Genomic DNA, 26526 nt, shown 5'->3' on the forward strand with positions numbered 1-26526 from the left:
TTAAATAAATTTCATTTTTAATTGTTATTGTGGGATGGGCGTCCCGCACTTCCAAAAAGGACGGGCGGGACGCCCATCCCACTTTCAAGAGTGGAAGTTATTTAATTCTGATTCCTTAGAGGCTCTGCCTCCCCATTCTAGAAACAACTTCAGGGTGTTTTTCTGCTCACATTACCCGCATAAAAAGCGAATTAAAAAACCTCCGCACCCTCCAACTTCTTAAAAGTTTCAACCTTAGCCCTCGCCGCTTCCCCGCAAGTCTTCGGCGTCGGAAACATCTTCCCAGGATTCGCTAAACCTTTCGGATTAAACACCTGACGCACCCACTGCATCGTCTCCAAATCAACCTCCGAAAACATATCCGGCATAAAACACTTCTTGTCAGCACCGATGCCGTGTTCCCCCGAAAGACTTCCCCCAACTTTCACGCAAAGCCTGAGAATTTCCCCGCCCAATTCTTCCACCTTTTCCAGCGCACCTTTTACCGAGTTATCGTACAGAATCAGCGGGTGCAAATTCCCATCTCCCGCGTGAAATACATTCGCAATCCGATAACCGTATTTCTCGCTCAAGCCCTCAATTTCTTTCAAAACATAAGCCATTTGCGTTCGGGGAATTACGCCGTCTTGCACGTAATAATCCGGGCTGAGATGACCCGCCGCAGCAAAAGCAGCTTTCCGCCCTTTCCAAATTTTTAGGCGCGTTTCCGGGTCAGTTGCCGTGGTGATATTTCGTGCTCCGTTATGCTTGCAAATATCAGCAATTCGCTGTTTGTTTGTGGCAACTTCCACTTCTAAACCGTCGATTTCTACGAGGAGAATTGCCGCCGCATCGCGGGGATAACATCCAGTTGCCACCACATCTTCCACAGCATTGATGCTGATGTTGTCCATGATTTCCATGCCGCCGGGAATAATGCCAGCGCTGATAATATCGGAAACCGATTCGCCCGCTGCTTCTATACTGGAAAAATCGGCTAGGAGAACGCAAATAGATTCCGGCGCTTTGAGAATTCGCAAAGTAACTTCTGTGGCGATTCCTAAAGTGCCTTCGGAACCGACAAATACACCAGTTAAATCGTAACCGGGCATTTCGGGAATTTCGCCACCGACATCGACAATTGAACCGTCGGGAAGTACCAATTTTAATCCTAAAACGTGATTCGTTGTGACTCCGTATTTGAGGCAGTGAACGCCACCAGAATTTTCGGCAACGTTGCCGCCAATCGAACAAATAATTTGACTGGAAGGATCTGGCGCGTAGTAGAAACCAGCGCCGCTAACTGCTTGCGTTACCCAGTTATTAATTACTCCCGGTTGCACGACTACTTGCTGATTTTCTAAGTCTACTTTCAGGATTTTTCGCATCAGGGCAGTGACAATCAGCACGCAGTTTTCTACAGGCAAAGCGCCGCCGGAAAGGCCGGTGCCTGCGCCTCTAGCAACCCAGGGAATTGAGTTGCGATCGCATATTTTGACCAATTGCGCCACTTCCTCTGTAGTTCGAGGCAATACCACCACGGCGGGTCGCTGGCGATAGCTGGCGAGTCCGTCGCACTCGTAGACAATCAATTCTTCGCGGCGCTGTACGACGCCATTTTTGCCGACTACAGCCTCGAATTCTTTAATAACGGGTTTCCAGTTGCGTTCTGTTTCTACGGCTATCATTAGTGAATTTAATTAGGGAACTATCAATAATATTGTGACAAATTTTACTAAGTTTAGCCAATTATTTTTCTAAGGGTTGCAATATTGACACAGGGAAGGATCGGCAGTCTCTCGACCGTCGGGAAATAGTTTTTCTTTAGTATAACCGCAGTTTTTGCATTTATAGATTGCCGATCGCACTAGCTGAGTCGGAAAATAGCAAAGTTCGCAGGGCAATCCGATTTTCGTCTCAGCAATATCGAATCCCGGCCAACCGCACTCCGGGCAGAATTGCTTAAATTTTTTAACTAAATCCAGAGTTGCATTTTCGATGTTTTTCATCCGAGTTGGATTGTACATCGCCCGCATATCTGTTTCGATGTGAACTCTGCCGGTTGACGATTTTTTTAAGCCTGCTGTCACAGCGTCAAAAAGTTGTTTTTCTGTCTTAATGCCCTTGACAATTTCGCCGTTACCGAGGGCAGCATCGCCAACTATAACCACCAGTGCGTGTTCGGGAAATCCAGCTTTTTTAGCAAAATCATCTGCTTCTTCTATACTGGAAACTAACTGGTGACTGTAGTTAGTTTCAACCGAGAAAGAGTCGCCGATGAGTTCTAGATTGTTGGCTCGATCTAATAAAATTACGATTTCTCTGTTAGCTGGCAGATAGGGCATCATTGGGTGAGGGCCGAAAAAACCTTCGCTGGCAAAGGCAAGAGTTTCGCCCGCAATTTCTAGGGCTTTTTGTGCTTTATGGCGAGCCGCTTCTATTTGTGTTCCTAAGCGTTTAACTTCTCTGGTGAATGTGCCGAAACTGTCTGTGTCAAGCGCCGCAGGTACTAGAATATTTACGCCAAATTCTCGTTCCAAAACGGGAGCCATCACCCGTTCTTTTTGGTGCATGGTAGCAAGAACTGCGGTGCGATCTCTCAATAATTGATTGGGATTCACAGGCTCATAAATATTAGACATACAGCAGCATTATTTTAGGAAAAAAACTCACATACACCCTTTCCACCGCCCCACAACCGATAGAAACCCTGACTTAACTTCCGAATCTAAATTTTAGAACTCAGTTAAATATCCGTGATATTCACCTGTGGACTTAATTTAAAATTCTCCAATCGTCAATCGTCAATCTAAAATCTAAAATCTAAAATCGTATTAGTTGCCTCCAGTCACTCCCCCAGCTTGACCTCTGAGTACAAAAATTACTCCCGTCATAATTAGCGCCACGCCTACCAACCGCAGCGGCGGCAAAGGCTCGTGAAATATCAGTTTGCCACCTAAAACAGTAAATAGGTAACTAATTGACAGTAAAGGCGAGACTATGCTAAGGTTTGCCCGCGACAAAACTACAATAAAGCCGATCGAAGAAATTGCATACAAAGAAAGACCAGTTACTATCAACGGCTGAGTAGCCATTGCTATAATTTTTTCTATTAAATTAGCAGCGCCAATGGGCCCTAATATTTTAGCTCCTGCCTTCAGACTAAATTGACCTGCGACGCCGCACAATATTGCGGCAAGCAATAACAGAAAAACGCTTCTATTCATAAATTTACGAACCTATAGTACAATCAAAAATTGCCGTTCCCAAAAACCTGAAAAACTTTAATTAAGTTTGGCTAGGTTTTATTCACCACTAATATTTTAAGCAGAGATACGGGAAAATCAAGTATGGTCGATCGCGATCGAGAGTCGAACAAATATATGGCAGAGCAGACCAACCCAAGCGGAGAATACACTCTAGAACTATCGATAGTCATGCCTTGTCTGAACGAAGCAGAAACTTTAGAAATCTGCATCGAGAAGGCACAGAAGTCCCTGCGCGAACTTGATATTGCAGGCGAGGTCATCATAGCAGACAACGGCAGCACTGACGGTTCTCAAGCTATCGCTACCAGAATGGGAGCGAGAGTCGTGCCCGTAGCAGCCAAAGGCTACGGCAGCGCCCTGATGGGAGGCATCATTGCAGCGCGCGGAGTTTATATTATCATGGGCGATGCTGACGACAGCTACAATTTTTCCAACCTCGGCTTTTTTGTCAACAAATTGCGAGAAGGTTTCGACTTAGTGATGGGAAACCGCTTTCAAGGGGGCATCAAACCGGGTGCAATGCCGCCGCTGCACAAATATTTAGGAAATCCGGTGCTGACATGGGTTGGGCGGCTATTTTTTGCAAGTCCCGTCGGCGATTTTCACTGCGGACTCAGGGGTTTTAGGAGAGACTCAATTTTGAAACTCGACTTGCAAACAACGGGGATGGAATTTGCTAGCGAAATGGTGGTCAAGGCCTCTGTATACAAGCTGCGGATAACTGAAGTTCCAACCGTACTTTCTCCCGACGGCCGCAGCCGGCCGCCGCACTTGAGAACTTGGCGAGATGGCTGGCGGCACCTGCGATTTTTGCTGCTTTACAGTCCTCGGTGGCTGTTTTTGTATCCGGGTACTGCGCTGATGATTTGGGGTCTAATTGTTAGCATTTGGCTGTTACCCGGTACTCAAAAGATTGGGAGTATCAGCTTTGATGTACACACGCTGCTTTATGGTGCGATCGCAATTATCATCGGTTTTCAAGCAGTAACTTTCGCTTTTTTCACCAAAGTTTTCGCCATCAGCGAGAAATTCCTGCCCGAAGACCCCAAACTAAACAAAATATTTCGCTATGTCACCCTAGAGACAGGATTGATTGTCGGAGTCACGCTGATTTTAATCGGAATAGTTGGCTCGTTCTTGTCATTAACTATCTGGAGCGAAACGGCTTTTGGTACTCTCGACCCTTCTAAAACTCTGCGTTTGGTTATTCCCTCGCTCACTTGCCTGACTGTCGGTTTGCAGATGGTTTTGTCGAGCTTTTTTCTCAGCGTGCTGAGCTTGAAGCGTAGGTGATCACATTAAAGTTACTGGCAACATTATTCCTCAAAACTAAATCGCAATGCAGGGGAAGTTCAGGGCGATCGCACTGCAGGGAAAATCAGGGCCGCAGGACCAAAATTTCAGACTATCTGGTATAATCAAACAGGTAGCTTTAATGCTCAAAATTGTTATAATATTAAAAATAAAGAATAGTTGATATTAGCTATGCAGCGAATATTTGAGGCTATATTAAAGGGAAACCTTTTAGAATGGGTTAATGAGGTTCCAACACAGGGCGATAGGCCTGTCAGAGTTTACGTTACTTTACAAGAAGATAGATCGACTTTAAGTGCGGAGTTTCGCCGTCATAGAATAGTTGAAGTATTGGAAAAAATTGCAGCAAACAATGTATTTGCTGATATTAGCGATCCAGTGGAATGGCAGCGAGATTTGCGTCAAGACCGTCCACTTCCAGGTAGGGATGAATAATGAATGTTGCTAGACAGTAATATTATTATCTACGCTTCCCAGCCAGAAAACTCGCAGATTAGGCATTTTATTGGCGAAAATGACATAATTGTGTCGGCAATAAGTTACCTTGAAGTCTTGGGTTATCATCGGCTAACTGAAGAGTATAGATTGTACTTTGAGGAATTCTTTGGTGTGGTGGAGGTTGTACCAATTTCTAACACTGTACTCGATCGCGCAGTGCTGTTGCGAGAGATAAGGAGCATGACACTTGGGGATGCTATTATTGCGGCAACGGCTTTGGTATATGACAGAACTTTAGTAACAAGAAATATAGGGGATTTTCTGTGGATTGCTGAACTCACACTGATTAACCCGTTTGAGGTTTAAGAAAGATGGGCGATCGCACTTTGGGAAGATCAGGGCGATCGCACATTTATTTATTCACTGCTTTTTACGTGATGTTCAACATAAGAGCGCAGCACAGCGTTCATTAGAGATTGATAGCCTTTTCCTTGGCTTTTAAACCAATCTAATACATCGCTATCAACTCTTAAAGAAATAGCTTGTTTGGTCAGTGGTTTTACCTGTTTTGTTTGTGACCAGAAACTCGCATCTAATTCAGAAATATCAGATGTATCGATCGCAGATTCTGGAATATTTTCTAATTCTTCAAGTCGTTTGGGCGAGATAGTCATATTCAAAGTGCCTAAAACTGTATATACAAAGCGTATATACTTATAGGATAGCATAAAGGGCGATCGGATACTCACTCAGGCGGGCCAAAGCGATCGGGCAAGTCAATCGATTTTAGATTTTAGATTTTAGATTTTAGAGGCGACCCCACGGATAAATGCGGGGGCTCTTCTGATTTTCGATACTTCGACTTCGCTCAGCACAAGTTTGAGATTTTGGATTGATTCCACGGATAAATCACGTGGCGGGTACCACCTTTGAAATTCGTGGTCATCAAGAGTTAACCCGCGCGATCGCAAAAAATTTGCCAAAGCTTTCATCTGGGCAATTGTGAATGTCGGCACGTTATCTCCGGCTTAAGGGCGACTCACAGTGCGTACCGATGTCCCAATTTGCCTAGCAAATTCTTCTTGGGACATTCCTAACTCATCTCTGAGCTTTTTCAGCGGTGATTCGCCAGCTTCTTCTTGAGGTTGTCTTCGCTTTGTCATAATACCGGGTACGATCGCCCAGAAAGCGATGGTTTTCTAATCTTCATTTTCCTTCACAGCGATCGGTCCGAAATCATCGGGAATTTCCAGGGCTGATTCAATTTGTAGCAATCGCATCATGGTTTTCCACTGCCGAGGCGTTGGTTTTGCTTCTGTTTCGCCGGAAATCCACCGCTGATAAGTTCGCAAGGGGATACCGCACTGCACCGCAAATTCCGCCTGAGAAAGCTGCGTCCGCTCAATTCTCAGCGTCTCTATTGGTGAATCACTATCTTGAGGCCTTCTGTCTTTTTTCATAAAAATTTGGCGCGTCATATTGACATACAATTAATGGCGCGTCATAATGGCGTTAAAGTAACTAAGAGAGGACAAACCACTAAAAGCTAGTTAGGGGTTAACTTGTCCTGCCTTTCTAGTGTCTCATTTTGTCCGCAATCTATTGCAGAACTAGGATGAACTACAAACAACAACTTTACCCGTGGGTGATTTACCGCCACCTGCCCAACCTGCAACGCCTGACTGTGGCGCGTTTTCGCCGCCGAAACGATGCCGAGGAACACTTGCGGATTATCAAAAGATTGCTGCCGCAAGCGGAGTTTGCGATCGCCTTTGAGGTGAATTCGCAACAGCTAACAAATTGTGCAAGATAGTATAAGAGCGATCGAACTTTGGGAATAAAAGGGCGATCGCTTTTTCCATAATTTTAAATGGAGATATAATAGAGAGCAAGCAAAAACTCTTACAACCAAGTCTATGTTTACTTATAGCAAGGTACTGAATCAAGTTAAAAGCCTCACGCTTGCAGACCAACTGCGGTTATTAGAAGACTTGAAAAAGATGATTCAGTTACGGGAAGAAGTTGCCGAAGATGATGAAGTAATTTCAGCAGAAGAAATAGCAGAGAGCGAGGCTGCTTGGCAAGATTACCAAGCTGGTCGCGATCGGGGGATATCCTCCCAAGAACTCAAATTGAAGCTATTTGCAGAAAACAATTGACTGACTACATTTTCCTGAAAGCAGCAGAACGCTATTTATCGCGAATGCAACCGGATGACCAAGTACGAATTGTCAATGCTTTAGATACTTTAGTAAGTGACGATAGAGGGCTTGACATTAAGCAACTTAAAGGTCGTCCTGAATTAAGGCTGCGAGTCGGTAAATATCGGATACTTTTTGTAGAAGACAGGGAGAACCAAGTATATGTTGTGACTGCGATTAATTCTAGGGGAGATGTTTACAAATAAGGGCGATCGTACTTTGGGAAGATAAGGGCGATCGCTTTTCCCCGAATCCCGAATTGAGATATAATAAATAACCAGCAAAAAAATCAACGAACTTTAGTGTAAGTTAAGATAGCCTATGTTGACTCTTGAACAGATAGAAAATGCGATTCTCCAACTTCCGCCCAACAAGATTGGAGAGTTGTTAGAGTGGTTTCTAAATTTGGATTACCAACGATGGGATGTTCAGTTAGAGAAAGATATTGCTGAGGGTAAACTGGATGCTTTAGCAGCAGAAGCGATCGCAGATTGTGAGAGTGGTAATTATCGAGCGATTTAATGCACTATACGAAGGAGAAAGTTTTGGGATTGTTACAATGCTTTGCCATCAAGTGTACAAGCTACAGCAGATCAGTGTTATGAGTTGCTGAAGGCAGATCCGTCTCATCCTTCTCTGCATTTTAAGAAGGTTGGTAATTATTGGTCTGTAAGGGCCGGACAAGCTTATCGGGCGTTGGGTATTGAAATTAAAACAGGTATTTTGTGGTTTTGGATTGGTACGCACGCAGAGTACGATCGGCTGATTGGTAAATAATGCCACTGGTGAAAAAATACAGGTTGCGATCGCCTACCTGATGACTTAAAATAGAAGAGACATAGAGCTGCGTGGTCAAAATGGACAGAATCTCCGTCAACCCTCAAATTCACTTCGGTAAGCCTTGCATAATGGGTACGCGCATTACTGTACAGAGCGTTCTCGAATTACTAAATGAAGGGCTTTCTTTTGGAGAAATTATCCGAGACTACTATCCCGATCTGGAAATGGATGATATTCGGGCGTGCTTGCGTTAAATGAAGTTCATAAGGAACTAGGAGGAGTTATAGAAAATTACTCTGAAGTAGAACTAAAAGGGGCATTTGTGGTTGTAGAACCTGATGGACATCGGTTTAGAAAACCGCTTAGATAGGGTGTTAATTAGTTTGGTGTTGGAAAGAAAAGGGCGATCGGACTTGAGGAAGATAAGGGCGATCGCACTTTGGGAAAATAAGGGCGATCGCACTTCCCTCGATCCTAAATTGCTATAATAACAATCAGCCAAAAAATCTCAACATAAAGCCTATGTCTACTTATAGCGAGGTACTGAGTCAGGCTCAAAATCTCACTCCTGACGAGCAACAGCAGCTTTTAGAAGTATTGTCAGCATTGATGCGCGATCGGGTAACAACCCAAACTCAGGGTAAACGATCGGAAATTGATGCAGCACTGATTGAAATGGTACAAGATCCAGAGTATCAAGCTCAAGTGCTACAGATGGAGGCTGAGTTTGCGGTAGCGAGTTGGGAAGCGTTGCAATTGGGAGAATCTCCTGTATGAACCGGGGAGAAGTCTATGATGCTAGACTTGAACCTGTTGAGGGTTCTGAACAAGGAGGAACCCGTCCTGTTATCATCGTTAGTCGAGCTACAATCAATACATATAGCCCTGTAGTTTTGGCTATTCCCTGCACTACTTATCAAACTGGTAAACGAGTTTATCCCACTCAGGTATTAATTAAAGCTCCCGACGGTGGATTAACCAATGATTCTATCGCTATGGCAGATCAAGTACGGGTATTATCTAAATCTCGTTTATTGAGTTTACGAGGAATGCTTAGTGATGAAGCAATACTTCTGCTGAATCAAGCTTTATTAATTGCGTTGGATTTGCCTGGTCAAGTTTAATTGCACTTGAGGAAGAGATGGGCGATCGTACTTTGGGAAAATAAGGGCGATCGCACTTTGGGAAGATAAGGGCGATCGCACTTTGGGAAAATCAGGGCGATCGCCTGTGATTTTATTTGAACTACGCAAACATCAATCTACGTTTAGTTTGAGGGACGGATCACCCTATTGAATCTGAAGGTAATTTAGTGCAAAGTCACCTGATTAATTGCTTAATTCTCGAAGCCTTCGATAAGCATCATCTAATCTTCTTTTAGTATCTTCTCCCTGCCTCATTTTTTCTTGAATTACTCGATTAGACACTCCATATATTCTACAGTCAACACCACTGGTTGCAAGGATGTATTCATAGGTAGAACCGACACGCCAGCAAGCATCTGCATGGATAGGGTTATGAAATATAGTTCTCGTAGTGATCAGAGACAATCCATATATACACGCCGTTTCGTTGCAATCAACTATACCTAAAGAATAGCAGCTTTCACCATCACGGCTACAGCGCACACTTGGTCCTAGTTCTTCACTTTTTGGTAGTACAAGATATTGTTTCCCTTGATAATTTACAATTTTGCCTTGAGCTAATACTGTTGTTGCTGAAAAAAATCCCAAACTGGCAAACAGGGAACCTAATATTACAAAAGTTTTAATTTTCATTTAAAAAACTCCTGTGTGGTAAGATACATACGTTTTAAAATATTCTAAACTACATCAACCAAGTACCTGTTTAGGAAACTTCGGGACTTAATAATGACAATTAAATTAGGAAACTTAGGAAACTTAGGAAACTTATGATATAATGACTAAAATTATCACATCTTTTTAATTTATGAACATAGCCCAGGTTGTTGATATTTTAGATGAGCTACTTTTTGAGAAAACAGGGTCACATCTGGATTTTATACAAAAATCTGTTTTAGAAGGTACTTTACAAGATAAAACTTATTCTGAAATTGCTATCAAATCTGGATATAGTGAAAGTCATGTCGGTGATACCGCTTCTGATTTATGGAAACTTTTGTCTGAGTTATTAGGAGAAAAGGTTAGAAAAGCTAACGTTAAAGCTATTTTAGAAAAAACAAATTTTAATCAAGTTTCTGGTGTAATTGTTAGTGGTATTGTAGGGGTTACTAATAACATTAGCGTCTGTAACAAAACTAATCATCCCAAAAATAACTCACCCTCAAAGCAAAAAATATTTAGCCCTAAACTTCACCTCAATAACGCCCCTAAATTTCCCTATTTTTACAGCCGAAATAACGAACTCTCTACTCTCAAAGATTGGGTAATTAATCAAGAGATTCGCCTCATTACCATTTTAGGTATTAGCGGCATCGGCAAAACAACCCTCTCCCTAAGCCTGATCGATCGCATCAAAACCCAATTCGATTACGTCATCTATCGCAGCCTCCGCTTTTCCCCAACCCTCGATCCAACCCTCACCAACCTGCTGCAAATCTTTTCCCAACAATCAGAAATTCCCCAAAACATCGAAACCAAAATCGCCAAAATCCTCGATTACCTGCGAAAAAACCGATGTCTGATTGTCCTCGATGACGTACAGATGCTTTTGGGCAGCGGACAACTAGCGGGACAATATAAAACTGGACATGAAGATTATCAGTTATTTTTTAAACTAATTGCCGAAGTTTGTCATCAAAGTTGTTTGATATTGAATAGTTGGGAAAAACCCCGAGAAATTGCCAGATTATCAAAAGATAATCATCCCGTGCGATGTCTTGTATTGGGAAGTTTAGGAGAAGCAGCTAAAGAAATTTTGAACTCCCAAAAGTTATTCGATGAGGAAACATGGTCAACTTTGATTGACATTTATCAAGGCAATCCTCTGTGGTTGGAGTTCACTGCAACGCTGATTCAAGAGTTATTTGGGGGGAGAGTTTCTGAATTTTTGCAGTGCGAGATGCCGATTTTAGATGAAGGGTTGCAATCTCAGTTATCTCAACCTTTTGGGCGTTTGACTGCGGCAGAGTTAGCAGTGATGGTTCACCTGGCTAATCAACTTGAACCCGTTGCTGTGTCGCAAATTTTCAACAAAATACCATTTTCGCCGTCAGAAATAGTAAATGCAGTGCGATCTCTTGGAAATCGGTTTTTATTAGATACGCAGGAACAGGAAGAGATAACTTTGTTTAGTTTGAATTCAGTGGTGAAACAGTATGTGAAAACTCAGTATTCTTAGTCCGCGCACCATCCGGACTTTGTTGGTGTAGAAGCGGTTTCAACCGCCGTCTTTATTTTACCAGACAGGGTTATTCGTGGGGAGTAGGGGACGAGGGCGGGTTTATTTAATCTGTCTGCAATCTTTCAGGCTATTGGCGAACCCGCCCCTACAGGTTATTAAAAATGGTGCAAGATGTCGAGGTAACAAACCCGGATTTAATTTACAGCATATTCCATATATGTGTAGTACAGAGAAACCGGGTTTCTTGAACAGAATCAGTTTAAAGGCTAGAACTGTAAAGAAACCCGGTTTCTGAGGTGTACTTCACAAACCTGGAATATGCTGTAAGTGCGATCGCACCCATTCCCGAAACTCTCTAATTCTCGCATTCTCTCCCTTGTCTGAGTCTAGGTGCATAAACTGTGCCAGTTCTTTGACAGGAAACGAGCCAAATGCCAAACTGGTTTCCGACTCGACATAACCCGTATCATTTAAAATATTAATTATTAGTTTCCCCTTCTTCCAAATCCAAACCTCCGGCACTTTAAGTTCCGCATAAACCGCCATTTTATTGATAGATGAGCTAGTCAAATCCATTTCCACAGCTAAGTCTGGCGGCGGGTCATTTTTGAGATCGATAGTTAACTTTCCCCGCATTAAAGCTTCATTTTGGATATAAAAACATTCATCAGCTTCGTTACCAGCTTTTTTGGGTTCCGAACGCCAAGTAGATGATTTTAATCCCATAATTTCAATCCCAATTTCCTCAGACAGCGCTACAATTAGCCTACCGAGAGTCCAGCTATACCTCTCATGTTCTGGTAAAGGTACCATGAGTTCTAAAGTTCCCTGATAGTAAGTCATGCGCGGCGTTGAACGTTCCGCAAATATTTCTAACAACTGTTCGTAGGTTTCCCAACTGATATCATGTAAAATCAGGTGAGAACCTGCAAGCTCTTCTTTACTGTACGCCTGGGTTTGAACCATTGCAAATACTCCACGAGAACTTTAACTCTATTTTACTCTCTTAAACATTGGACAGGTGCGATTCCCTGCGGGATAGCTTCGCACGCGCGTACATTACCAGATTGATTCAAGATTCAAAATAAATCCGGGGAGAACATCTTCACCTGATACAGTGGCTGGAGATTCTAACACTTCAACTTCTCGATCCTGACGATAAATCTCTACTTGCCGTGATTTGCGATTAATCAACCAACCTAAAACAGCACCGTTATCTCGATATTCTTTCATCTTATCCTGAGTGTCTTTCAAACTATCGCTGGGAGACATTAACTCAACCACAAAATCAGGACAAATGGGGGGAAATTTCTTTTGTTGTTCGGAAGTTAGTGCATCCCAGCGTTCTAATTTTACCCAAGAAGCATCAGGCGCTCTATTTGCATTATTAGGAAGTTTGAACCCTGTTGAAGAATCAAAAACTTTACCCAGTTTACTCTGCTGATTCCAAATCCAAATCTGTGCTGTTAATCCTGCATTGCTGCTTCCAGTTTCCCCTCCTGCTGGTGACATGATAATTAATTCTCCTTGCGCTGTGCGTTCCAATCTAATATTTTCATTCTCCTGACAGAGTTGAAAAAATTGCTCGTCTGTCAGCTTAATAATTGGGTTTAGATTGAGGGTGAGGGTAGTCATAGCGGTATTTTATCGCGGGCTAAATGACCTTTATTGGGGATTGTAGCATATTGACTGAGTTGCGAGGGCGATCGCAATCCTAAGCTAATTAAGTGTTAATTGCTTGCTCTGCCGCCTTAATTAAAACCTCATCCATCCAATTGTTAATACTTTTGCCAGCCTTCTTTGCTGCAATAAAGATTTTGCGGTGATGTTCGGGAGTAGTGCGGAAGGGAAGTTTACCTGAAAATGGTTTATCAGGTTCCTGTCCTAATTCTTTGCAAAAGTCTAGATAATCATCGATCGAATTTTGGAATTCTTGGCGAGCTTCTTCAATAGTTTGTGCTTTAAAAGTCACTACGTCATTAATATCGAGGACTCGTCCGAAAAGAATTTCGGCTGCTAAATCTACTTCAATGTTAGCACTGTAACCTTTGTAAGTCATCATGGTTGTAATACTTCTTCCTTTTAACAAAACTATAAATAATCATTCCTAATCACTGACATATTCGATACTCCAATCGTCTTCTGAGATCCCAACTGCTTCTAGAAAACGACGACAAAATTTTCTATGATCCTTCGCAGGTTTGTGTAAATTAACCCAATATCCATTTGTTAACTTCTGCCATTCATTTCCATCACTATTTTTATCCGGGCGATTCTCTTGGAAATGAGGTTTAAGTAAATTTCTAGCCTTTTCAAAGCGATCCGATCTATTTTTAATCACCCACTCACAGCATTGAATTGTAACTTGTCGCCAGGTTTGCTTAGGAAGTGGAATTTCGTCACCACAGATTTTAATCAACTTTGGCTTACCGGATGTGCGAGTAGGAAATACTTCATGTTCTCCAAGAGATGGCCAAATTTCGATAAACTTAATGCTGAGAAAATTAGCTCGTTCGAGAATAGCTTTTTCATCCCATCGGTTAATACTTTGAGAAAAATAGTCACTATTAATTCGCAAAGCGTGTTCAGCCAGTTTTTGCTTTTTCACCAGAAATGATGAATTAGAAAGTTGTGAATTCCACTCAGGAGTAACTAAAGTTAAATTCCCCAAGGTATGTAAATAATCTCGGTAGATTTGTTGAAATTCACCTCCAAGTTCATTCTCCCAATCTTCGCTTGACGTTTGTGGCAAAATATGCTCAATAGTTGATTTTTGATCAAGGACAGTAAACCCACCTTTTCCCTTAGACAAGTGGCGATTAATTGTTTCTATAACAAGACATATTTTGTGAGTGTTTTTCTCATAAAGTTGACGGCTTTTAATTGATTGTCTAACATCATTATCATTAGGATATTGCTTGGCAATCAAAACTTTTTGCAAAGCTTCTGGCAAAGTGATTTCTTCATCTTCATTTTTCATTGCTTCTACATCTTTCCAAATGGAGGGGAACATTTTATTAAGATAGTTTGTTTGTTTTCCACAAATATACCGACGAACCAAATAATTTTCTAGTGATTTTAAGCATTCGATAAACTCCTCACGATCAATCTTTTGAGATTTATACTCATTATAGAGCGTTAATAAAAACGGATAAGCAGTAGAAAGGTCGAAAGTATTGAGGCGCAATAATACTATTTTAATATTTTCGTTGTCTTCATTGTCAGGTCGCAGTAGTTTGTCATAATATTCAGCAAATTTTAGGAGATTAGCAATTTCTAGGACAAATGCTTGGTCATCTAATTTTTTACAATAATCACGAAATCGTGCATAAATATGGGATTCGGCACAAAGATTTCTCGTTTCCATTGCTAAATAATGCCGAAGAAAAGCCGTTAATTCACCCATCCCTGATTTCCCAACTATTCGTTTTTCTTGCAATAATCCCTCAATTTTTTCCCAATATTTAGTAAAAGCATTTTCTTGCTGAGATGTTGGTAACATCATCGCCATATAGTTGCGGACTAAATCGGCCTGAGTTAACGGTTTGCCTTTGGCATTCAGACTTTCAAAAATATGATAAGGATTTTCATCTTTATTAAGTTCTATGAAAACAAGTTGAAAACAGTTCTGTAATACTGTAAAAAACTTACCAATATCTAGTTCACCTTCTTTAACTTTAGATTCGATTTCGGGAAGAAAATAATTATAAGCTTTAGGTATGCCAGATTCAGTAAATTGCTTATAATTTTCTTCTAAAATAATCGCTTGATAAGCTTGGCGATCGCCATATTTATTGGTTGGTAAAAGTTTAAAATAAACATCACCTTCGCCTTCTTCATCTGAATTGACTACAAATTTATTGATTTTCTTAGCAAGCTTTTGATCGGTGGGCTTGATAATATCCCGCAAAACAAGAAATAGTAAGGATAAGGTGGTCAAACGTTGCTGGCCATCAACCAAGTTAAAAGCTGTCATTATGCCGCGTGTTCCATGATTGATGACTACCAGAGATCCTATAAAATGTTCTGGTTCTTTTTCGGGATCGTATTCATCATAAATTGCGATCGCATCCTTTAATAACACTTCCCATTCAGTTTTTTCCCAACTATATTGGCGTTGAAAGTGGGGCATAACATAATGAATTTCACCACCGGAACTGAAAACTTTGGCAATTTTCCAACTATCTGCTTTCATTGCCAATCACTCCAAATATATCTAAAGATTTGTTCGTCACTTAAGCCACAGGTATCGCTACCAAGTGGAATATTCTAATCATAGTCAAGAGGCAGGCCCAGAGGCCTGCCCCAAACAATCCTATTCTACCCCCTCAATCCGGTCTTCCACCTCCTGATACAACTCACGCAGACGATCCAAATTGTTCTCCGAAGTCTCCCAATAACCCCGGCCATTCACCTCAAGCAAAGTGCTGACAATCTTGCGGAACGAATGAGGATTTAAGTTAAGCAAACGCTTCTGCATCTCCTCATCTTGGATAAACGTAGTGTTGACATCCTCATACACCCAATTATCCACAGCGCCCGCCGTCGCACTCCATCCAGTCGTATTCACCAGACGCTTAGAAATCTCCCGCACGCCTTCATAACCGTGCGACAACATCCCCTCGTACCACTTCGGATTCAGCAGCTTTGTGCGCGAATCTAAACGCACTGTTTCTGATAGCGTCCGCACCTGCGCGTTGGCTGTGGTGGTATCAGCAACAAAGGATGTCGGTTTCTTCCCATCTGCGCGCAAACTGCCGATCAATTTAGTCGGATCGGAGTCGAAATAGTGCGACACGTCGGTTAGGGAAATCTCGGCAGAATCCAAGTTCTGGAAGGTGACTTCCGCAGTTTTCAAGGATGATTCAAAAATCTTCCGGTCTTGTTCCATTGTTCCGGGATTGTCGGAAGAAAAGGCGAAGGATTTGCGAGTTAAGTACATTTCCTGCAACTCGGCTTCGCTTTCCCAAGTGCTGTTTTCCACCGCCAAGTTGACGTTAGATGAATAGGAACCAGAGGCATTGGAAAATACGCGGGTTGCTGCTTGTCGCAGGTTGATTCCCATTTCTTCCGCTTGCTTCAATGCGTGTTTGCGGACGAAATTCATTTCTAACGGTTCGTCGGCTTCCGCTGCCATTTTCACGGCTTTATCTAACAAATTCATTTGGTTAATGAACAAGTCGCGGAATACGCCAGAACAGTTAATTACTACGTCGATCCGAGGGCGTCCCAACTCTTCTAAAGAAAGCAATTCGAGTTTGTTTACCCGGCCCAAAGCGTCGGGAACTGGCTTCACTCCCACCATCCACATTACTTGGGCGAGGGATTCGCCGTAAGTCTTGATGTTGTCGGTTCCCCACAACACAACGGCGATGGTTTCTGGGTAATTTCCGCCGTTATCAACGCGCTGTCTTTCTAACAGCCGATCGACTACAACCTTAGCAGACTTAATCGCCCCTGTGGTGGGGATTGACTGCGGGTCCAAAGCGTGCATATTCTTCCCAGTCGGCAAAACATCCGGGTTGCGAATCGGATCGCCGCCTGGGCCAGGGATAATGTATTCGCCTTCTAGGGCGCGCAATAATGCGCCCAATTCGTTATCGGCGCAAACTTGTTCCAAGCAGAATTCTAGATACTCAAACAGCGGTTTAATCAGTTCTGGATCGACCTTTTTGTAACCCGCTGCGTGCAAGGCTTCAATCCAAGGTGTTTTCTTGCCCATGTTGAAGAAATTCAACTTGGAAACCAGGGAAACTCGACCCTCAGCATCAGTTTGTTCCTTCACCAAAGCGCCAACAGCATCCCGACAGGCTAAGGTGATGTTTTGTAACAATTCAACATCTGCTAAAATGCCTTTGTCGTTGTTGGTGTATATCTCGTCAATATTGCGATCGAGACTTTGAGCAATAATCCGCGACAAACTGATTAATCCGTCTTCTTCCCGGTCTAAATTGGCAATGTTAACCAAAGTTGCGATCGCCTCTTCAGCAGTCGGCGGCTTACCGATCACGTGCAAACCGCAAGGTAACAACCGCGACTCAATCTCCATCAACTTGCGGTAAACCAAGCCAACTAAATTATCCCGTTCCTCGGCAGTCATATCCGCAGCAACCCCTCGTTCTTGTTCGGGAGGTAACGCGATATCCTTATCCAAATTCACCAAACGGCATTTTTCGACGATCGCATCCACAATCGGCACACCGCGCCCAGTCTCTTTCAAAGTTTGATAAGAAGCAATTAACTCGCTGAGTTCCTGCAAACCTTTGTACAACCCAGCATTTTCAGCCGGAGGAGTCAGATAACTGATTGTTTCAGCATAACTGCGGCGCTTAGCAATTGTTGCCTCACTCGGATTATTAGCAGCGTAATAATAGAGGTTAGGAATCTTGCCGATCAAACTGTCAGGATAACAATCGACAGACATTCCCATCTGCTTACCGGGCATGAATTCTAGCGAACCATGAGTGCCAAAGTGCAGCACCGCATCCGCACCCCAAATGCGCTCCAAATATGTATAGTAAGCAGCAAAACCGTGGTGCGGGCTAGCAGAACGAGAGAATAACAACCGCATCGGATCGCCTTCGTATCCAAAAGTAGGTTGCACTCCGATAAACACATTGCCAAAATGTTTGCCAAAAATCAGCAAATTTTGTCCGTCGCTGTTCAAATGTCCCGGAGGCGGCCCCCAATTTTCTTGCAACCGTTCCGAGTAAGGAGTGAATTCTTCGTATTCAGCTACGGACATCCGGTAAGCAATATTTAATTCGGGACTTTGGTATTGGGCTGTTGCGTCATGGATGACTTCTTGCATCAGTTTTTCGGCGGAATCCGGCAATTCTGGCAAGTCGTAACCATTACCTTTTAAGGCTTTCAATACTTCGTAAATCGAGCCGAAAACGTCCAAGTAAGCTGCTGTTCCGACGTTGCCTTTATCTGGAGGAAAACTGAAAACTGTGATCGCAACTTTCTTATCTAATTTTGGTTTGCGGCGCAGCATTGCCCATTTCATGGCGCGCTGGGAAATTGCTTCAATTCGATCTTGCAGGGCGATCGCCTTGCCAGTTGCGCCATCGCGTCCCGACACAATAATCGGTTCGATCGCACCATCCAACTCAGGAATCGCAACTTGCAAAGCAACTTGAATCGGGTGCAAGCCTAAATCGCTATCTTCCCATTCTTCCGTCGTTTGGAAAACCAGCGGCAAAGCCACCATGTAAGGGCAATTTAATTTTTTCAAAGATTCGATCGCCTTCGGGTGATCTTGTTTCGCCGGGCCGCCCACCAAAGCAAAACCAGTCAGAGAAACCACCGCATCAACAATCGGCAGAGGTGTCACACCTTTTGCCCCGACTTCCAAGAAAAAAGTTTCCACAGGTTTCGAGAAGTCCAAACCGCCGGCAAAAATCGGCACCACCCGCGCCCCCATTGCCTCCAATTCCTGCACCATTGCTACATAGTGCGCGTCATCTCCCGTGACTAAGTGAGTGCGTTGCAACACTAAACCAATGCAGGGTGCGAGGGGATCTTTGAGATCCGCAGAAATATCTGTACGGGCATTAAACCAAGTCAGATATGCTTTTACATCTTCAAACATCGACGATGCCAAAGGATGCCAAATTCCCATGTCTGGGTAGACAACAGGTTCTTGGAAAGTCGGCTGTGACTGGCCTTTGAAGACATATTTATGTGACAGCATCAGCAGGAAGTTTTCCAAGTTTTCTTGGGAACCTCCCAGCCAATACTGGAAACTCAGCATGAAGTTGCGGGCATCTTGGGCTTTGTCGATGGGCAAATATTTCAGCACTTTCGGCAAAGTTTGCAGCAGTTTCAGCATTCCGTCTTGGAAGGAACTCCCGGATTTTTCCTTCCGTTTTTTCATGAATTCGCCGATCGCACTTTTGCTTTGTCCCAACTGTGCCATCGAGAAACTGCCCATTTTATTGAGTCGCATCACCCCTGGCATCGACGGGAAGACGACGGCGACATCCAAGCTGTCGCGCAGCGGTTCCACCGCCGCTACAACTTTTTCTGCCAAATCTTCGATGAAAATTAGAGAAGCAATAAATACATTGGCATCCGCCACATCCCGCTTGAAGGCCTCGTAATTTTCCGGGCTGCGGAGTTCCTCGATCAGGTAGCCGCTGATTTCTATTGCCAAATTCGGATTTTTCTGGTTTATCGATCGAACCGCTGCCGACAGGGCGCTTTGATACTGCGGTTCCAGTACGACATAGACCACCTTCATGAGCGATCGCCCCTGCAAGTTTTCCGGCACAACGTGGCGAATGGTGGGCTTGACGTGAGTGAACATCCGGTTAGGCTCCTTTAAGATGCTGTTTTCGGGAATCGGGAATTTTTTTATCCCATAAGCATTTTTACCAGAAAACGCTTGCCATTAGGCGATTTGAGCCTGCACATGACACAATTCGACAAATTTAGGTCAAATTTTCGTTACATTTTTTTATAAATTCCTTGAGCAAATACTCCAATTTTTATTTACAAAAGTTTACTTGACTTTATTGTGATTATATGTATACGATTAATTATTAGGATAAAAATAATTTAAAATTAACAAAAAATTGAGAAAAAAATCCTGAAAAAAGTTCCCACTTTTGTAGAAGTGATCACACTTGCGATAGAGCAATTAACTGAGGGGAAAAAGGTATAATTTTTGAAGGCATAATGTAGCCTTCGGATAATTGCTGAGTCACAAAAAGTGATATTATACCAGGAACTTAAAACCATTTTATAACGTCCGTTTGGTGTAAATTCCTGATCGGCGCTCCAGTTCATCGAAAACTAATGAATATTCACGATCAAACTCATCAAAACTTTAGGGGGAAAACATGGCTAACTACGCAATTTTCGACGAACAATTCTACCTGGCTTCATATCCTTGGGTCAAACCAGCCATTGACGCCGGAGTCATCTCATCTGGGAGAGAACACTTTGAAAAATTTGGTCAAGCCGGCGGTCTAACCAAAGTATCGCGTTATTTTGACGAAAATGCTTACCTTGCTGGGAATCAAGACCTCGCAGCCTTTGTCCGCACAGTCAACCCAAACGCACCTTTTGCTACAGGCCTCGATCACTTTATCCAGTTCGGTTACGATGAAGGACAGCGCCGCGCCCAAGTATCACCCGAATACAACGAAAGCTTTTATTTAACAAACAACTCTGAACTCCAACCGTTCGTTCAAAACGGAACTTTCAAATCAGGCTTCGACCATTTCATTCAATTCGGGGCAAAAGAAGGTCGGTTTGGGACTTCATTTTTTGAACCGGAATACTTAAAAGAAAACCCCGACATCGTGCCGTTTGTCAACTCTGGAAACTTGAAAACAGGGCGCGAACACTTTTTCAATTTTGGACAATTTGAGCCTGCCCGCGACGCGACTTTTGTCGGCACCCGTACCAACGATGTTTTAACTGGTGTGGGCGTGGGCGATGTCGAACTTGTGGGAGTGGAAGTAGGTATTGATCCCCAAGGCAATCGGCAGTATGAAAGCTTTGGCACAAATGAATTCGATGTCCTGATTGGTGGTCCGGGAGCTGATAGATTCGTACTCGGAGTTCCTGCTACAGCCGGGAATGTCACCCCGACACCGCTGTATTTGGGTAACGGTCAAGCTACCATTCGCAACTTCGACATAGAAAGCGATTTTATCCAACTGCAAGGAACTTCTTTAAACGGCTACAGCCTGACTCCGGTTGGTAGCAATTTGTCAATCCAGCGTTTTGGAGACGTGCTAGGCGTGATTGAAGGAGGAGCAAGCTTGGGTTTAAGCTTCCAAGAATCTAACGGTAATGGTACTTTCTTGATTGGATAGTCATTGGTCACTGGTCATTAGTCATTGGTCATTAGTCATTAGCTCAGGCTGATGATTAATGATTTTTTATTGGTGGTGGGCGATGGTTTTATAAAAAAGTACGATCGCACTTTACTTTAAACAGCCAACTATGAATTACGATATCTTCGACGAACAATACTACCTTTCGCAATATCCGTGGCTGAAACCAGCCATTGATGCAGGCATCATCAAATCTGGAAGAGAACACTTTGAAAAATTTGGTCAAGCCGCCGGCCTCACCAAAATATCGCGGTATTTTGACGAAGAAACTTACCTTGAGGGAAATCCAGAGCTTAAACCCTTTGTCCGCACTCCTAACAATCCAAATGCGCCTTTTGCTACAGGCTTAGATCACTTTATCCAATACGGTTACGAAGAAGGTCGCACTCGCGTATCGCCTGAGTATGACGAAGCGTTTTATGTAGCAACTAACCGAGATTTGCAGCCGTTTATTCAGAATGGAACGTTTAAAAATGGCTACCAGCATTTCATTCAATTCGGGGTAAAAGACGGTCGGTTGCCTACTTCTTTCTTTGAACCACAATTCTTCAATAACGAGGCCGCTGGGCTGATCATATCTGGAACCTTGAAAACCCCTCGCGAATACTATTTCAAGGTTGGGCAATTCGATCCGACCGGTCGGCCGGTGACTTTTGTCGGAACTTCCGGCAATGACATCCTCACTGGTTTAGGGGTGGGGAAGGTCGAATTAATTGGAGTTGAAGTAGAAGCCCCTAGGGGCCTTCGACGGTATGAAAGTGACGGCAGCAATGAATTCGATACTCTAATTGGCGGTAGCGGTCGCGATACATTCGTGCTCGGCGACTTGTCAGAGTTGCCACTAGGCACGATGGGGGGCTTGTCGAACCTCCAACAGTTCTACATCGGGCCGGGTTTTGCGACAATTCGGAACTTTACCCAAGGTCAGGATAATATTCAGCTAGTAAGGACTTCCTTAGAGGAATTATTGGTGTTTCCCATTAACAATAATCGAGATTTAGCTATTCAAACCAACGGCTTGCCCGTCGTTAAAAATGGAGTTACAGAAATTAGTAGCTTTGACACGCTGGCTGTTATTGAAGGTGGCGGAAATCTCAAGTTGAATCCATTACCAGACTCTAGTTTTTTTAGAGCTTTACTTGGGTAGAAATATCGAAGGTATTCAGGATTTGCCTGATTGCTGCTGGGGAGTGCGATCGCACTTTCCTATGCCAACAACTCGCATTCCGCGATCGCACTTTACTTTCTCCAATAAACAACGATGAATTACGACATCTTTATAGAGCTTAAATGAGATTTGACTGACACTTGGAAAAAATCACCCGATCAGGTAATTGTCTCAGTTTCAGATTATTGATAAATTGCATAAACAGCTCATTAAAGCCGCAGTGGGAAAACATGGCTAATTACGCAATTTTTGACGAAAAATACTACCTTGCTCAATATCCTTGGGTGAAACCAGCCATTGATGCAGGAGTTATCCAATCTGGAAAAGAACACTTTGAAAAATTCGGTCAAGCCGGGGGCTTAACTAAAGTATCGCGATATTTTGACGAAGCTACTTACCTTGCGGGCAACCCCGACATCGCTGCCTTAGTCCGCACCCCCAACAACCCAAATGCGCCTTTTGCGACCGGGCTAGACCACTTTATCCAGTTCGGTTACGAAGAAGGTCGCACTCGCGTATCCGCTGAGTATGACGAAGCGTTTTATGTAGCAAATAACCGACAGTTGCAGCCGTTTATTCAGAATGGAACTTTTAAAAATGGCTACCAGCATTTCATTGAATTCGGCATCAAAGACGGTCAGTTTGGGACTTCTTTATTGGAACCGGAATACTTACAAAAAAACCTCGACATTCTGCCGTTTGTAGAATCGGGAGCCTTGAAAACTGGTCGCGAACATTACGTCAATTTCGGCAAAAACGAGCCAAATCGGTCTGCTACTTTTGTCGGAACTTCCGGGAATGACATCCTGACTGGTTCCGGGATGGGGAAAGTTGAATTAATTGGAGTTGAAGTAGGTTTAGGTACAGGTAATGGCTTTGGTTCCGGTAGAAATTATGAAAGTGACGGCAACAATGAATTCGATACTCTCCTTGGCGGTAGTGGCCGCGATACATTTGTACTTGGTACACCTTTAGTAGGCAGTAAGGGGAACCCGGCCGGAATCGCACAGTTCTACATCGGGTCGGGTTTTGCTACTATTCGGAACTTTACCCAAGGTCAGGACAGCATCCAGCTAGCAGGGTATGATTTAGAGCAATTCTTGATTGTTCCGATCAACAATAATCGAGATTTAGCTATCCAAACGAACGGCTTTCCAACCGATTTTCAAAATGGAGTTACTCAAGTTAGTCGCTTTGACACGATCGCGGTTATTGAAGGTGGCGGAAATCTCAAGTTGAATCTATTACCAGAATCGCCTTTTGCAACACTTTTAATTGGATAGAATTATCGCACCTATTCGGGGGTGGCATTGGTGTGCTGTTGCTACGATCGCACTTTCAAAAAATGGGCGATCGCACTTGCCTATTCCGGCAACTCGCCGAAGCGATCGCGATATTGATCTACCAATTCTTCAGCCGTCAAATACCTACTACCTCGTTCGTCAAACCAGTACAAAACCTCCAACGGTGTTTCCCCATCGCTGTAACGACCTCGACCAATGCCTAAACCCACTTCCGGCATCCAGAAAGGTTCACCAATTTGCTGTTCGTACTCGCCATTTACCAAACGATAAACTTCAAACGGTTGATGTTGGTCTCGTCGCCAGTAGTAGGGATTGTAAATCACATAGTACAGCACGCCCAACCGGGCATAAATATCAATTTTTTTATCGTATTCACCGCCGTAAGTTTGAGAAACAATCTCTAGGGCAAAAATCGGGGGAATATTATTTTCTTCCCACAGGACGTAACTAAGGCGCAAAGTATCGCCTTTGAATCTTTCGACACCCAAACTCAAGAAGCCGTCAGGAACGATTGGAACCAGATGACTTACTCACGTCGTGTGATAAACTCCCATATCCACGGCAAAAAACCAGTCGTTCCGCTGCAGCCAGTGAAATTTGAGCAAGAATAACAGTAAGTTGGGAAGAAAGTTTTGATTTTCGTTATCCACAGGAGTATCATCCGAAGAAGGAAGTTCGGCGCTAGTTGGCAAACGCATTTCTCGATCGAACAGTACCATGATAGGAAAAGGGCAAATTTATTCATTAATTGTACCCTCCAGAAACCGGGTTTCTCGAATAAACCCGGTTTCTAAGTTTTTAATCTATTATATGTGGCAAAAGTCAAATTCACCCCCCTTAGTCCCCCCTTATTAAGGGGGGAAACAAGAATAATCTTGCCCCCTCCCCTTACTAAGGGGAGGGTTGGGGTGGGGTGCATTGTATTTTGGCAATAGTTCTAATGGCGATCGCGCGCTAGCTTCAAAACCTCAACCGCATCTTTGTGACCCTCGGAAGACGCCCAAATTAAGGCAGTCCAAGTATTATTATCATACGCTTTGATATCAGCTCCTTTATCGATTAAAAATTCCACAACTTGAGTGCGCCCGCTACCTGCAGCACTCATCAAAGCCGTCAAACCAAAATTAGTTTTAGCATTCACATCCGCCCCCGCCTCCAGCAAAAGCTGTACAATCTCCGTATGTCCGGCAGCAGCGGCACTCATTAACGGCGTCCACCCGTCATTATCCTGACTGTTGACATCCGCACCAACCGCCAGCAATTTTTTGACGATCGCCGAATTGCCAGCCTCAGCCGCAGTTGTCAAAGCCGTCGCACCTTCCTCATCTTTGGCATTGATATCTGCACGCTGTTCGATCGCACTTTCTACAGCGGCAACATCACCCGTCTTGACGGCATCAATTAAATTTGTCATAAATTCTCCCTTGCATCCTTTCAAATCTTAAATCCTATGGCAGTAGATATTTTAATCCTCTCCAACGGCCCCGGAGAATTGGCAACTTGGGTGCGTCCCGCCGTGCAAGCTTTGCGCCAGCAATTGGCAAACGCGGGCACTCAAGCGCGAATCTCTGTGGTGCTGTCCCCCTGTCCGCACGCCACCGGGAAAGAAGCACAAATCGCATCTTCCTACCCAGAAGTTGACAGAGTGCAAGCACCGGAGCATTTTTTTCCATTCTTATTATCGGGCAAAACTGCTGGAAATTGGGATTGGTATGAAACAGGAGTTGTTTTGTTTTTAGGCGGCGATCAATTTTTTACGGTTGTTATTGGAAAAAGGCTAAAATATCGCACTGTTATTTATGCTGAATGGGACGCGCGCTGGTATCGCTGGATTGATAAATTTGCGGCGATGAAACCAGAAGTTTTTGCTAAAATTCCCCAAAATTATGCTAATAAGTTTACAGTTGTTGGAGATTTGATCGCGGAAGTAGGGAACGGGAAATCGGGCAGGGCGGGGACGGGGGCACCGCCCCTACGGAAAATAGAATTAATTGGATTGTTGCCCGGTTCTAAAGCGGCAAAATTAGCTTTAGGTGTACCGTTATGTTTGTCGATCGCCCAATCCATCCATCGCCTTCGCCCTGAAACTCGCTTTGTAATTCCCGTTGCTCCTACCTTAGATGTGCAAACTCTAGCACGTTTTGCCAACCCGGAACAAAATCCTTGCCTGCATTTATTTGAGAACGCTAGCGCCGAACTTCATTTAACAGAAACGCCGTTTTTGCAGACAGCAAATAACTTGCAAGTAGAACTTTGGACGCAGACGCCCGCCTACGATTTGCTATCAGAATGCAGCCTGTGTTTAACTACTGTGGGAGCGAATACTGCCGAATTGGGTTCGTTAGCCGTACCGATGATTGTTTTGATACCCACGCAGCAATTGGATGCGATGAAAGCTTGGGATGGTTTGCCCGGTTTGCTGGCTAATTTGCCGTTAGTCGGTTCAGTTTTTGCTACGGCGATTAATTGGCTAATCTGGCAATTGGGAAAGGGAAAGCTTTATGCTTGGCCGAATATTTGGGCACAGGAGGAGATTGTGCCGGAGTTAATTGGGAAGCTGGAACCGGAAGTAATTGCTCAATTGGCGATCGACTATTTGAGCCATCCTGAAAAATTAGCACAAATGGGCGATCGTTTGCGTGCGGTTCGAGGAGAATCGGGGGCGGCGAAAAAAATTGCTGAATTGGTTTGTGAAGAAATTGAGGTGCAATAATCAATAAAACCTGGTAGGGGCAGGTTCACCAACTATCTCTGACTGTAATTCATAATCTAAATAAACCCGCCCCCACCCAACGGTAAATCTCAATCTGCATTATTCCCCTATTTTATAAATAAAATAGGAAATAATTTGATTTGTATCGTAGGGGCGGGTTCACCACAAATCTCTGACTGTAATTC

33 protein-coding genes are annotated in these 26526 nt (G+C 43.5%); 17 read left to right on the forward strand and 16 right to left on the reverse strand.

Going from position 1 to position 26526, the window contains the following annotated elements; all coding sequences use genetic code 11:
- Positions 1–191: 191 nt before the first annotated feature.
- From glcD to QUB39_RS27845, 3 genes are all read right to left on the reverse strand, one after another.
- Positions 192–1667 (reverse strand): glycolate oxidase subunit GlcD, encoded by a 1476-nt coding sequence (gene glcD, locus QUB39_RS27835; protein ID WP_333212363.1) that lies wholly within the window; start codon positions 1665–1667, stop codon positions 192–194.
- Between the two features lie 69 nt (positions 1668–1736).
- Positions 1737–2621 carry a DUF6671 family protein gene (locus QUB39_RS27840; protein ID WP_333212361.1) on the reverse strand — a complete coding sequence of 295 codons (885 nt, stop codon included), beginning with the start codon at positions 2619–2621 and terminating at the stop codon, positions 1737–1739.
- A gap of 192 nt (positions 2622–2813) precedes the next feature.
- A complete protein-coding gene (locus tag QUB39_RS27845; protein ID WP_333054053.1) occupies positions 2814–3206 on the reverse strand; it encodes a transporter in 393 nt (130 codons plus the stop codon).
- Positions 3207–3329: 123 nt separating this feature from the next.
- Between QUB39_RS27845 and QUB39_RS27850 the strand changes: the two genes are divergently transcribed.
- From QUB39_RS27850 to QUB39_RS27860, 3 genes are all read left to right on the forward strand, one after another.
- Positions 3330–4541: a glycosyltransferase family 2 protein gene (locus tag QUB39_RS27850; RefSeq protein ID WP_333212359.1), complete on the forward strand. Its 1212-nt coding sequence runs from the start codon at positions 3330–3332 to the stop codon at positions 4539–4541.
- A gap of 192 nt (positions 4542–4733) precedes the next feature.
- Positions 4734–4997 carry a hypothetical protein gene (locus QUB39_RS27855; RefSeq protein WP_333212357.1) on the forward strand — a complete coding sequence of 88 codons (264 nt, stop codon included), beginning with the start codon at positions 4734–4736 and terminating at the stop codon, positions 4995–4997.
- 3 nt (positions 4998–5000) lie between these two features.
- Positions 5001–5366, forward strand: coding sequence for a type II toxin-antitoxin system VapC family toxin (locus tag QUB39_RS27860; protein ID WP_333212355.1), 366 nt, complete (start codon positions 5001–5003; stop codon positions 5364–5366).
- Between the two features lie 50 nt (positions 5367–5416).
- Here the strand turns inward: QUB39_RS27860 and QUB39_RS27865 are convergent, their stop codons facing one another.
- The 3 genes from QUB39_RS27865 to QUB39_RS27875 form a co-directional block, all read right to left on the reverse strand.
- A complete protein-coding gene (locus tag QUB39_RS27865) occupies positions 5417–5674 on the reverse strand; it encodes a BrnA antitoxin family protein (RefSeq protein WP_333212354.1) in 258 nt (85 codons plus the stop codon).
- A gap of 354 nt (positions 5675–6028) precedes the next feature.
- Positions 6029–6163 (reverse strand): helix-turn-helix transcriptional regulator, encoded by a 135-nt coding sequence (locus QUB39_RS27870; RefSeq protein WP_333212352.1) that lies wholly within the window; start codon positions 6161–6163, stop codon positions 6029–6031.
- 36 nt (positions 6164–6199) lie between these two features.
- Entirely contained in the window at positions 6200–6460 is a 261-nt protein-coding gene (locus QUB39_RS27875; protein WP_333112273.1) for a helix-turn-helix domain-containing protein, read from the reverse strand.
- A 155-nt stretch (positions 6461–6615) separates the two neighbouring features.
- On the opposite strand from QUB39_RS27875, the gene QUB39_RS27880 reads away from it, so the two are divergent.
- The 9 genes from QUB39_RS27880 (at position 6616) to QUB39_RS27920 (ending at position 9105) form a co-directional block, all read left to right on the forward strand.
- Positions 6616–6813 (forward strand): hypothetical protein, encoded by a 198-nt coding sequence (locus QUB39_RS27880; protein WP_333212349.1) that lies wholly within the window; start codon positions 6616–6618, stop codon positions 6811–6813.
- Between the two features lie 103 nt (positions 6814–6916).
- Positions 6917–7159 carry a hypothetical protein gene (locus QUB39_RS27885; RefSeq protein ID WP_333212346.1) on the forward strand — a complete coding sequence of 81 codons (243 nt, stop codon included), beginning with the start codon at positions 6917–6919 and terminating at the stop codon, positions 7157–7159.
- Positions 7156–7407: a type II toxin-antitoxin system RelE/ParE family toxin gene (locus QUB39_RS27890; RefSeq protein ID WP_333212345.1), complete on the forward strand. Its 252-nt coding sequence runs from the start codon at positions 7156–7158 to the stop codon at positions 7405–7407. The genes QUB39_RS27885 and QUB39_RS27890 overlap by 4 nt, the downstream gene beginning before the upstream one ends.
- A gap of 115 nt (positions 7408–7522) precedes the next feature.
- Positions 7523–7723: a hypothetical protein gene (locus tag QUB39_RS27895; RefSeq protein WP_333212343.1), complete on the forward strand. Its 201-nt coding sequence runs from the start codon at positions 7523–7525 to the stop codon at positions 7721–7723.
- Positions 7724–7765: 42 nt separating this feature from the next.
- Positions 7766–7978 (forward strand): ParE family toxin-like protein, encoded by a 213-nt coding sequence (locus QUB39_RS27900; protein ID WP_333212341.1) that lies wholly within the window; start codon positions 7766–7768, stop codon positions 7976–7978.
- Between the two features lie 80 nt (positions 7979–8058).
- Complete coding sequence (locus QUB39_RS27905) at positions 8059–8235, forward strand: DUF433 domain-containing protein (protein WP_333212339.1); 177 nt, start codon at positions 8059–8061, stop codon at positions 8233–8235.
- An 84-nt stretch (positions 8236–8319) separates the two neighbouring features.
- Positions 8320–8469 carry a hypothetical protein gene (locus tag QUB39_RS27910; RefSeq protein WP_333212337.1) on the forward strand — a complete coding sequence of 50 codons (150 nt, stop codon included), beginning with the start codon at positions 8320–8322 and terminating at the stop codon, positions 8467–8469.
- Positions 8470–8503: 34 nt separating this feature from the next.
- Positions 8504–8758 carry a hypothetical protein gene (locus QUB39_RS27915; protein ID WP_333212335.1) on the forward strand — a complete coding sequence of 85 codons (255 nt, stop codon included), beginning with the start codon at positions 8504–8506 and terminating at the stop codon, positions 8756–8758.
- Positions 8755–9105, forward strand: a complete 351-nt coding sequence (locus QUB39_RS27920; RefSeq protein WP_190739752.1) for a type II toxin-antitoxin system PemK/MazF family toxin — start codon at positions 8755–8757, stop codon at positions 9103–9105. The genes QUB39_RS27915 and QUB39_RS27920 overlap by 4 nt, the downstream gene beginning before the upstream one ends.
- Here the strand turns inward: QUB39_RS27920 and QUB39_RS27925 are convergent.
- Positions 9073–9234, reverse strand: coding sequence for a hypothetical protein (locus tag QUB39_RS27925; RefSeq protein ID WP_333212333.1), 162 nt, complete (start codon positions 9232–9234; stop codon positions 9073–9075). The genes QUB39_RS27920 and QUB39_RS27925 overlap by 33 nt on opposite strands.
- 75 nt (positions 9235–9309) lie before the next feature.
- Positions 9310–9759: a hypothetical protein gene (locus QUB39_RS27930; RefSeq protein WP_333212331.1), complete on the reverse strand. Its 450-nt coding sequence runs from the start codon at positions 9757–9759 to the stop codon at positions 9310–9312.
- A 172-nt stretch (positions 9760–9931) separates the two neighbouring features.
- Between QUB39_RS27930 and QUB39_RS27935 the strand changes: the two genes are divergently transcribed.
- The gene (locus tag QUB39_RS27935; RefSeq protein WP_333212329.1) at positions 9932–11302 is read left to right on the forward strand and encodes an NB-ARC domain-containing protein; all 1371 of its coding nucleotides are present in this window, start codon (positions 9932–9934) and stop codon (positions 11300–11302) included.
- A gap of 306 nt (positions 11303–11608) precedes the next feature.
- On the opposite strand, the gene QUB39_RS27940 is transcribed toward QUB39_RS27935, so the two are convergent.
- The 5 genes from QUB39_RS27940 to QUB39_RS27960 form a co-directional block, all read right to left on the reverse strand.
- Positions 11609–12271: a Uma2 family endonuclease gene (locus QUB39_RS27940; RefSeq protein ID WP_333212327.1), complete on the reverse strand. Its 663-nt coding sequence runs from the start codon at positions 12269–12271 to the stop codon at positions 11609–11611.
- Positions 12272–12364: 93 nt separating this feature from the next.
- Positions 12365–12940 (reverse strand): Uma2 family endonuclease, encoded by a 576-nt coding sequence (locus QUB39_RS27945; RefSeq protein ID WP_333054070.1) that lies wholly within the window; start codon positions 12938–12940, stop codon positions 12365–12367.
- 88 nt (positions 12941–13028) lie between these two features.
- Complete coding sequence (locus QUB39_RS27950) at positions 13029–13367, reverse strand: type II toxin-antitoxin system HicB family antitoxin (RefSeq protein ID WP_333054071.1); 339 nt, start codon at positions 13365–13367, stop codon at positions 13029–13031.
- Positions 13368–13412: 45 nt separating this feature from the next.
- A complete protein-coding gene (locus tag QUB39_RS27955; protein ID WP_333212324.1) occupies positions 13413–15500 on the reverse strand; it encodes a DUF262 domain-containing protein in 2088 nt (695 codons plus the stop codon).
- A 120-nt stretch (positions 15501–15620) separates the two neighbouring features.
- A complete protein-coding gene (locus QUB39_RS27960; protein WP_333212322.1) occupies positions 15621–19616 on the reverse strand; it encodes a magnesium chelatase subunit H in 3996 nt (1331 codons plus the stop codon).
- A 535-nt stretch (positions 19617–20151) separates the two neighbouring features.
- Here QUB39_RS27960 and QUB39_RS27965 point away from each other — a divergent pair.
- The 3 genes from QUB39_RS27965 (at position 20152) to QUB39_RS27975 (ending at position 23607) form a co-directional block, all read left to right on the forward strand.
- Positions 20152–21135, forward strand: coding sequence for a calcium-binding protein (locus QUB39_RS27965; protein ID WP_333054076.1), 984 nt, complete (start codon positions 20152–20154; stop codon positions 21133–21135).
- A 130-nt stretch (positions 21136–21265) separates the two neighbouring features.
- Entirely contained in the window at positions 21266–22303 is a 1038-nt protein-coding gene (locus QUB39_RS27970) for a calcium-binding protein (protein ID WP_333212321.1), read from the forward strand.
- A 251-nt stretch (positions 22304–22554) separates the two neighbouring features.
- Positions 22555–23607, forward strand: coding sequence for a calcium-binding protein (locus QUB39_RS27975; protein ID WP_333054078.1), 1053 nt, complete (start codon positions 22555–22557; stop codon positions 23605–23607).
- Between the two features lie 80 nt (positions 23608–23687).
- Here QUB39_RS27975 and QUB39_RS27980 read toward each other — a convergent pair whose 3' ends face one another.
- The 3 genes from QUB39_RS27980 to QUB39_RS27990 all read right to left on the reverse strand — a co-directional run bounded on the left by QUB39_RS27980 (position 23688) and on the right by QUB39_RS27990 (position 25042).
- The gene (locus QUB39_RS27980) at positions 23688–24149 is read right to left on the reverse strand and encodes a Uma2 family endonuclease (protein ID WP_333298287.1); all 462 of its coding nucleotides are present in this window, start codon (positions 24147–24149) and stop codon (positions 23688–23690) included.
- Between the two features lie 9 nt (positions 24150–24158).
- Positions 24159–24347 carry a hypothetical protein gene (locus QUB39_RS27985; protein WP_333054079.1) on the reverse strand — a complete coding sequence of 63 codons (189 nt, stop codon included), beginning with the start codon at positions 24345–24347 and terminating at the stop codon, positions 24159–24161.
- Positions 24348–24565: 218 nt separating this feature from the next.
- Entirely contained in the window at positions 24566–25042 is a 477-nt protein-coding gene (locus QUB39_RS27990) for an ankyrin repeat domain-containing protein (RefSeq protein ID WP_333054080.1), read from the reverse strand.
- A 36-nt stretch (positions 25043–25078) separates the two neighbouring features.
- Between QUB39_RS27990 and QUB39_RS27995 the strand changes: the two genes are divergently transcribed.
- Positions 25079–26341 (forward strand): lipid-A-disaccharide synthase, encoded by a 1263-nt coding sequence (locus tag QUB39_RS27995; protein WP_333212318.1) that lies wholly within the window; start codon positions 25079–25081, stop codon positions 26339–26341.
- Positions 26342–26526 lie beyond the last annotated feature (185 nt).

The sequence above is a fragment of the Microcoleus sp. AT8-B5 genome (assembly GCF_036705565.1).
Classification (GTDB): Bacteria; Cyanobacteriota; Cyanobacteriia; order Cyanobacteriales; family Microcoleaceae; genus Microcoleus.

Excerpts from the sequence above, each read along its gene's own strand:
- glcD (WP_333212363.1), bottom strand. The coding sequence starts at position 1,667 with ATGATAGCCGTAGAAACAGAACGCAACTGGAAACCCGTTATTAAAGAA.
- QUB39_RS27840 (WP_333212361.1), bottom strand. The coding sequence starts at position 2,621 with ATGTCTAATATTTATGAGCCTGTGAATCCCAATCAATTATTGAGAGAT.
- QUB39_RS27845 (WP_333054053.1), bottom strand. The coding sequence starts at position 3,206 with ATGAATAGAAGCGTTTTTCTGTTATTGCTTGCCGCAATATTGTGCGGC.
- QUB39_RS27850 (WP_333212359.1), top strand. The coding sequence starts at position 3,330 with ATGGTCGATCGCGATCGAGAGTCGAACAAATATATGGCAGAGCAGACC.
- QUB39_RS27855 (WP_333212357.1), top strand. The coding sequence starts at position 4,734 with ATGCAGCGAATATTTGAGGCTATATTAAAGGGAAACCTTTTAGAATGG.
- QUB39_RS27860 (WP_333212355.1), top strand. The coding sequence starts at position 5,001 with ATGTTGCTAGACAGTAATATTATTATCTACGCTTCCCAGCCAGAAAAC.
- QUB39_RS27865 (WP_333212354.1), bottom strand. The coding sequence starts at position 5,674 with ATGACTATCTCGCCCAAACGACTTGAAGAATTAGAAAATATTCCAGAA.
- QUB39_RS27870 (WP_333212352.1), bottom strand. The coding sequence starts at position 6,163 with ATGACAAAGCGAAGACAACCTCAAGAAGAAGCTGGCGAATCACCGCTG.
- QUB39_RS27875 (WP_333112273.1), bottom strand. The coding sequence starts at position 6,460 with ATGAAAAAAGACAGAAGGCCTCAAGATAGTGATTCACCAATAGAGACG.
- QUB39_RS27880 (WP_333212349.1), top strand. The coding sequence starts at position 6,616 with ATGAACTACAAACAACAACTTTACCCGTGGGTGATTTACCGCCACCTG.
- QUB39_RS27885 (WP_333212346.1), top strand. The coding sequence starts at position 6,917 with ATGTTTACTTATAGCAAGGTACTGAATCAAGTTAAAAGCCTCACGCTT.
- QUB39_RS27895 (WP_333212343.1), top strand. The coding sequence starts at position 7,523 with ATGTTGACTCTTGAACAGATAGAAAATGCGATTCTCCAACTTCCGCCC.
- QUB39_RS27905 (WP_333212339.1), top strand. The coding sequence starts at position 8,059 with ATGGACAGAATCTCCGTCAACCCTCAAATTCACTTCGGTAAGCCTTGC.
- QUB39_RS27910 (WP_333212337.1), top strand. The coding sequence starts at position 8,320 with ATGGACATCGGTTTAGAAAACCGCTTAGATAGGGTGTTAATTAGTTTG.
- QUB39_RS27915 (WP_333212335.1), top strand. The coding sequence starts at position 8,504 with ATGTCTACTTATAGCGAGGTACTGAGTCAGGCTCAAAATCTCACTCCT.
- QUB39_RS27920 (WP_190739752.1), top strand. The coding sequence starts at position 8,755 with ATGAACCGGGGAGAAGTCTATGATGCTAGACTTGAACCTGTTGAGGGT.
- QUB39_RS27930 (WP_333212331.1), bottom strand. The coding sequence starts at position 9,759 with ATGAAAATTAAAACTTTTGTAATATTAGGTTCCCTGTTTGCCAGTTTG.
- QUB39_RS27935 (WP_333212329.1), top strand. The coding sequence starts at position 9,932 with ATGAACATAGCCCAGGTTGTTGATATTTTAGATGAGCTACTTTTTGAG.
- QUB39_RS27940 (WP_333212327.1), bottom strand. The coding sequence starts at position 12,271 with ATGGTTCAAACCCAGGCGTACAGTAAAGAAGAGCTTGCAGGTTCTCAC.
- QUB39_RS27945 (WP_333054070.1), bottom strand. The coding sequence starts at position 12,940 with ATGACTACCCTCACCCTCAATCTAAACCCAATTATTAAGCTGACAGAC.
- QUB39_RS27950 (WP_333054071.1), bottom strand. The coding sequence starts at position 13,367 with ATGATGACTTACAAAGGTTACAGTGCTAACATTGAAGTAGATTTAGCA.
- QUB39_RS27955 (WP_333212324.1), bottom strand. The coding sequence starts at position 15,500 with ATGAAAGCAGATAGTTGGAAAATTGCCAAAGTTTTCAGTTCCGGTGGT.
- QUB39_RS27960 (WP_333212322.1), bottom strand. The coding sequence starts at position 19,616 with ATGTTCACTCACGTCAAGCCCACCATTCGCCACGTTGTGCCGGAAAAC.
- QUB39_RS27965 (WP_333054076.1), top strand. The coding sequence starts at position 20,152 with ATGGCTAACTACGCAATTTTCGACGAACAATTCTACCTGGCTTCATAT.
- QUB39_RS27970 (WP_333212321.1), top strand. The coding sequence starts at position 21,266 with ATGAATTACGATATCTTCGACGAACAATACTACCTTTCGCAATATCCG.
- QUB39_RS27975 (WP_333054078.1), top strand. The coding sequence starts at position 22,555 with ATGGCTAATTACGCAATTTTTGACGAAAAATACTACCTTGCTCAATAT.
- QUB39_RS27985 (WP_333054079.1), bottom strand. The coding sequence starts at position 24,347 with ATGGTACTGTTCGATCGAGAAATGCGTTTGCCAACTAGCGCCGAACTT.
- QUB39_RS27990 (WP_333054080.1), bottom strand. The coding sequence starts at position 25,042 with ATGACAAATTTAATTGATGCCGTCAAGACGGGTGATGTTGCCGCTGTA.
- QUB39_RS27995 (WP_333212318.1), top strand. The coding sequence starts at position 25,079 with ATGGCAGTAGATATTTTAATCCTCTCCAACGGCCCCGGAGAATTGGCA.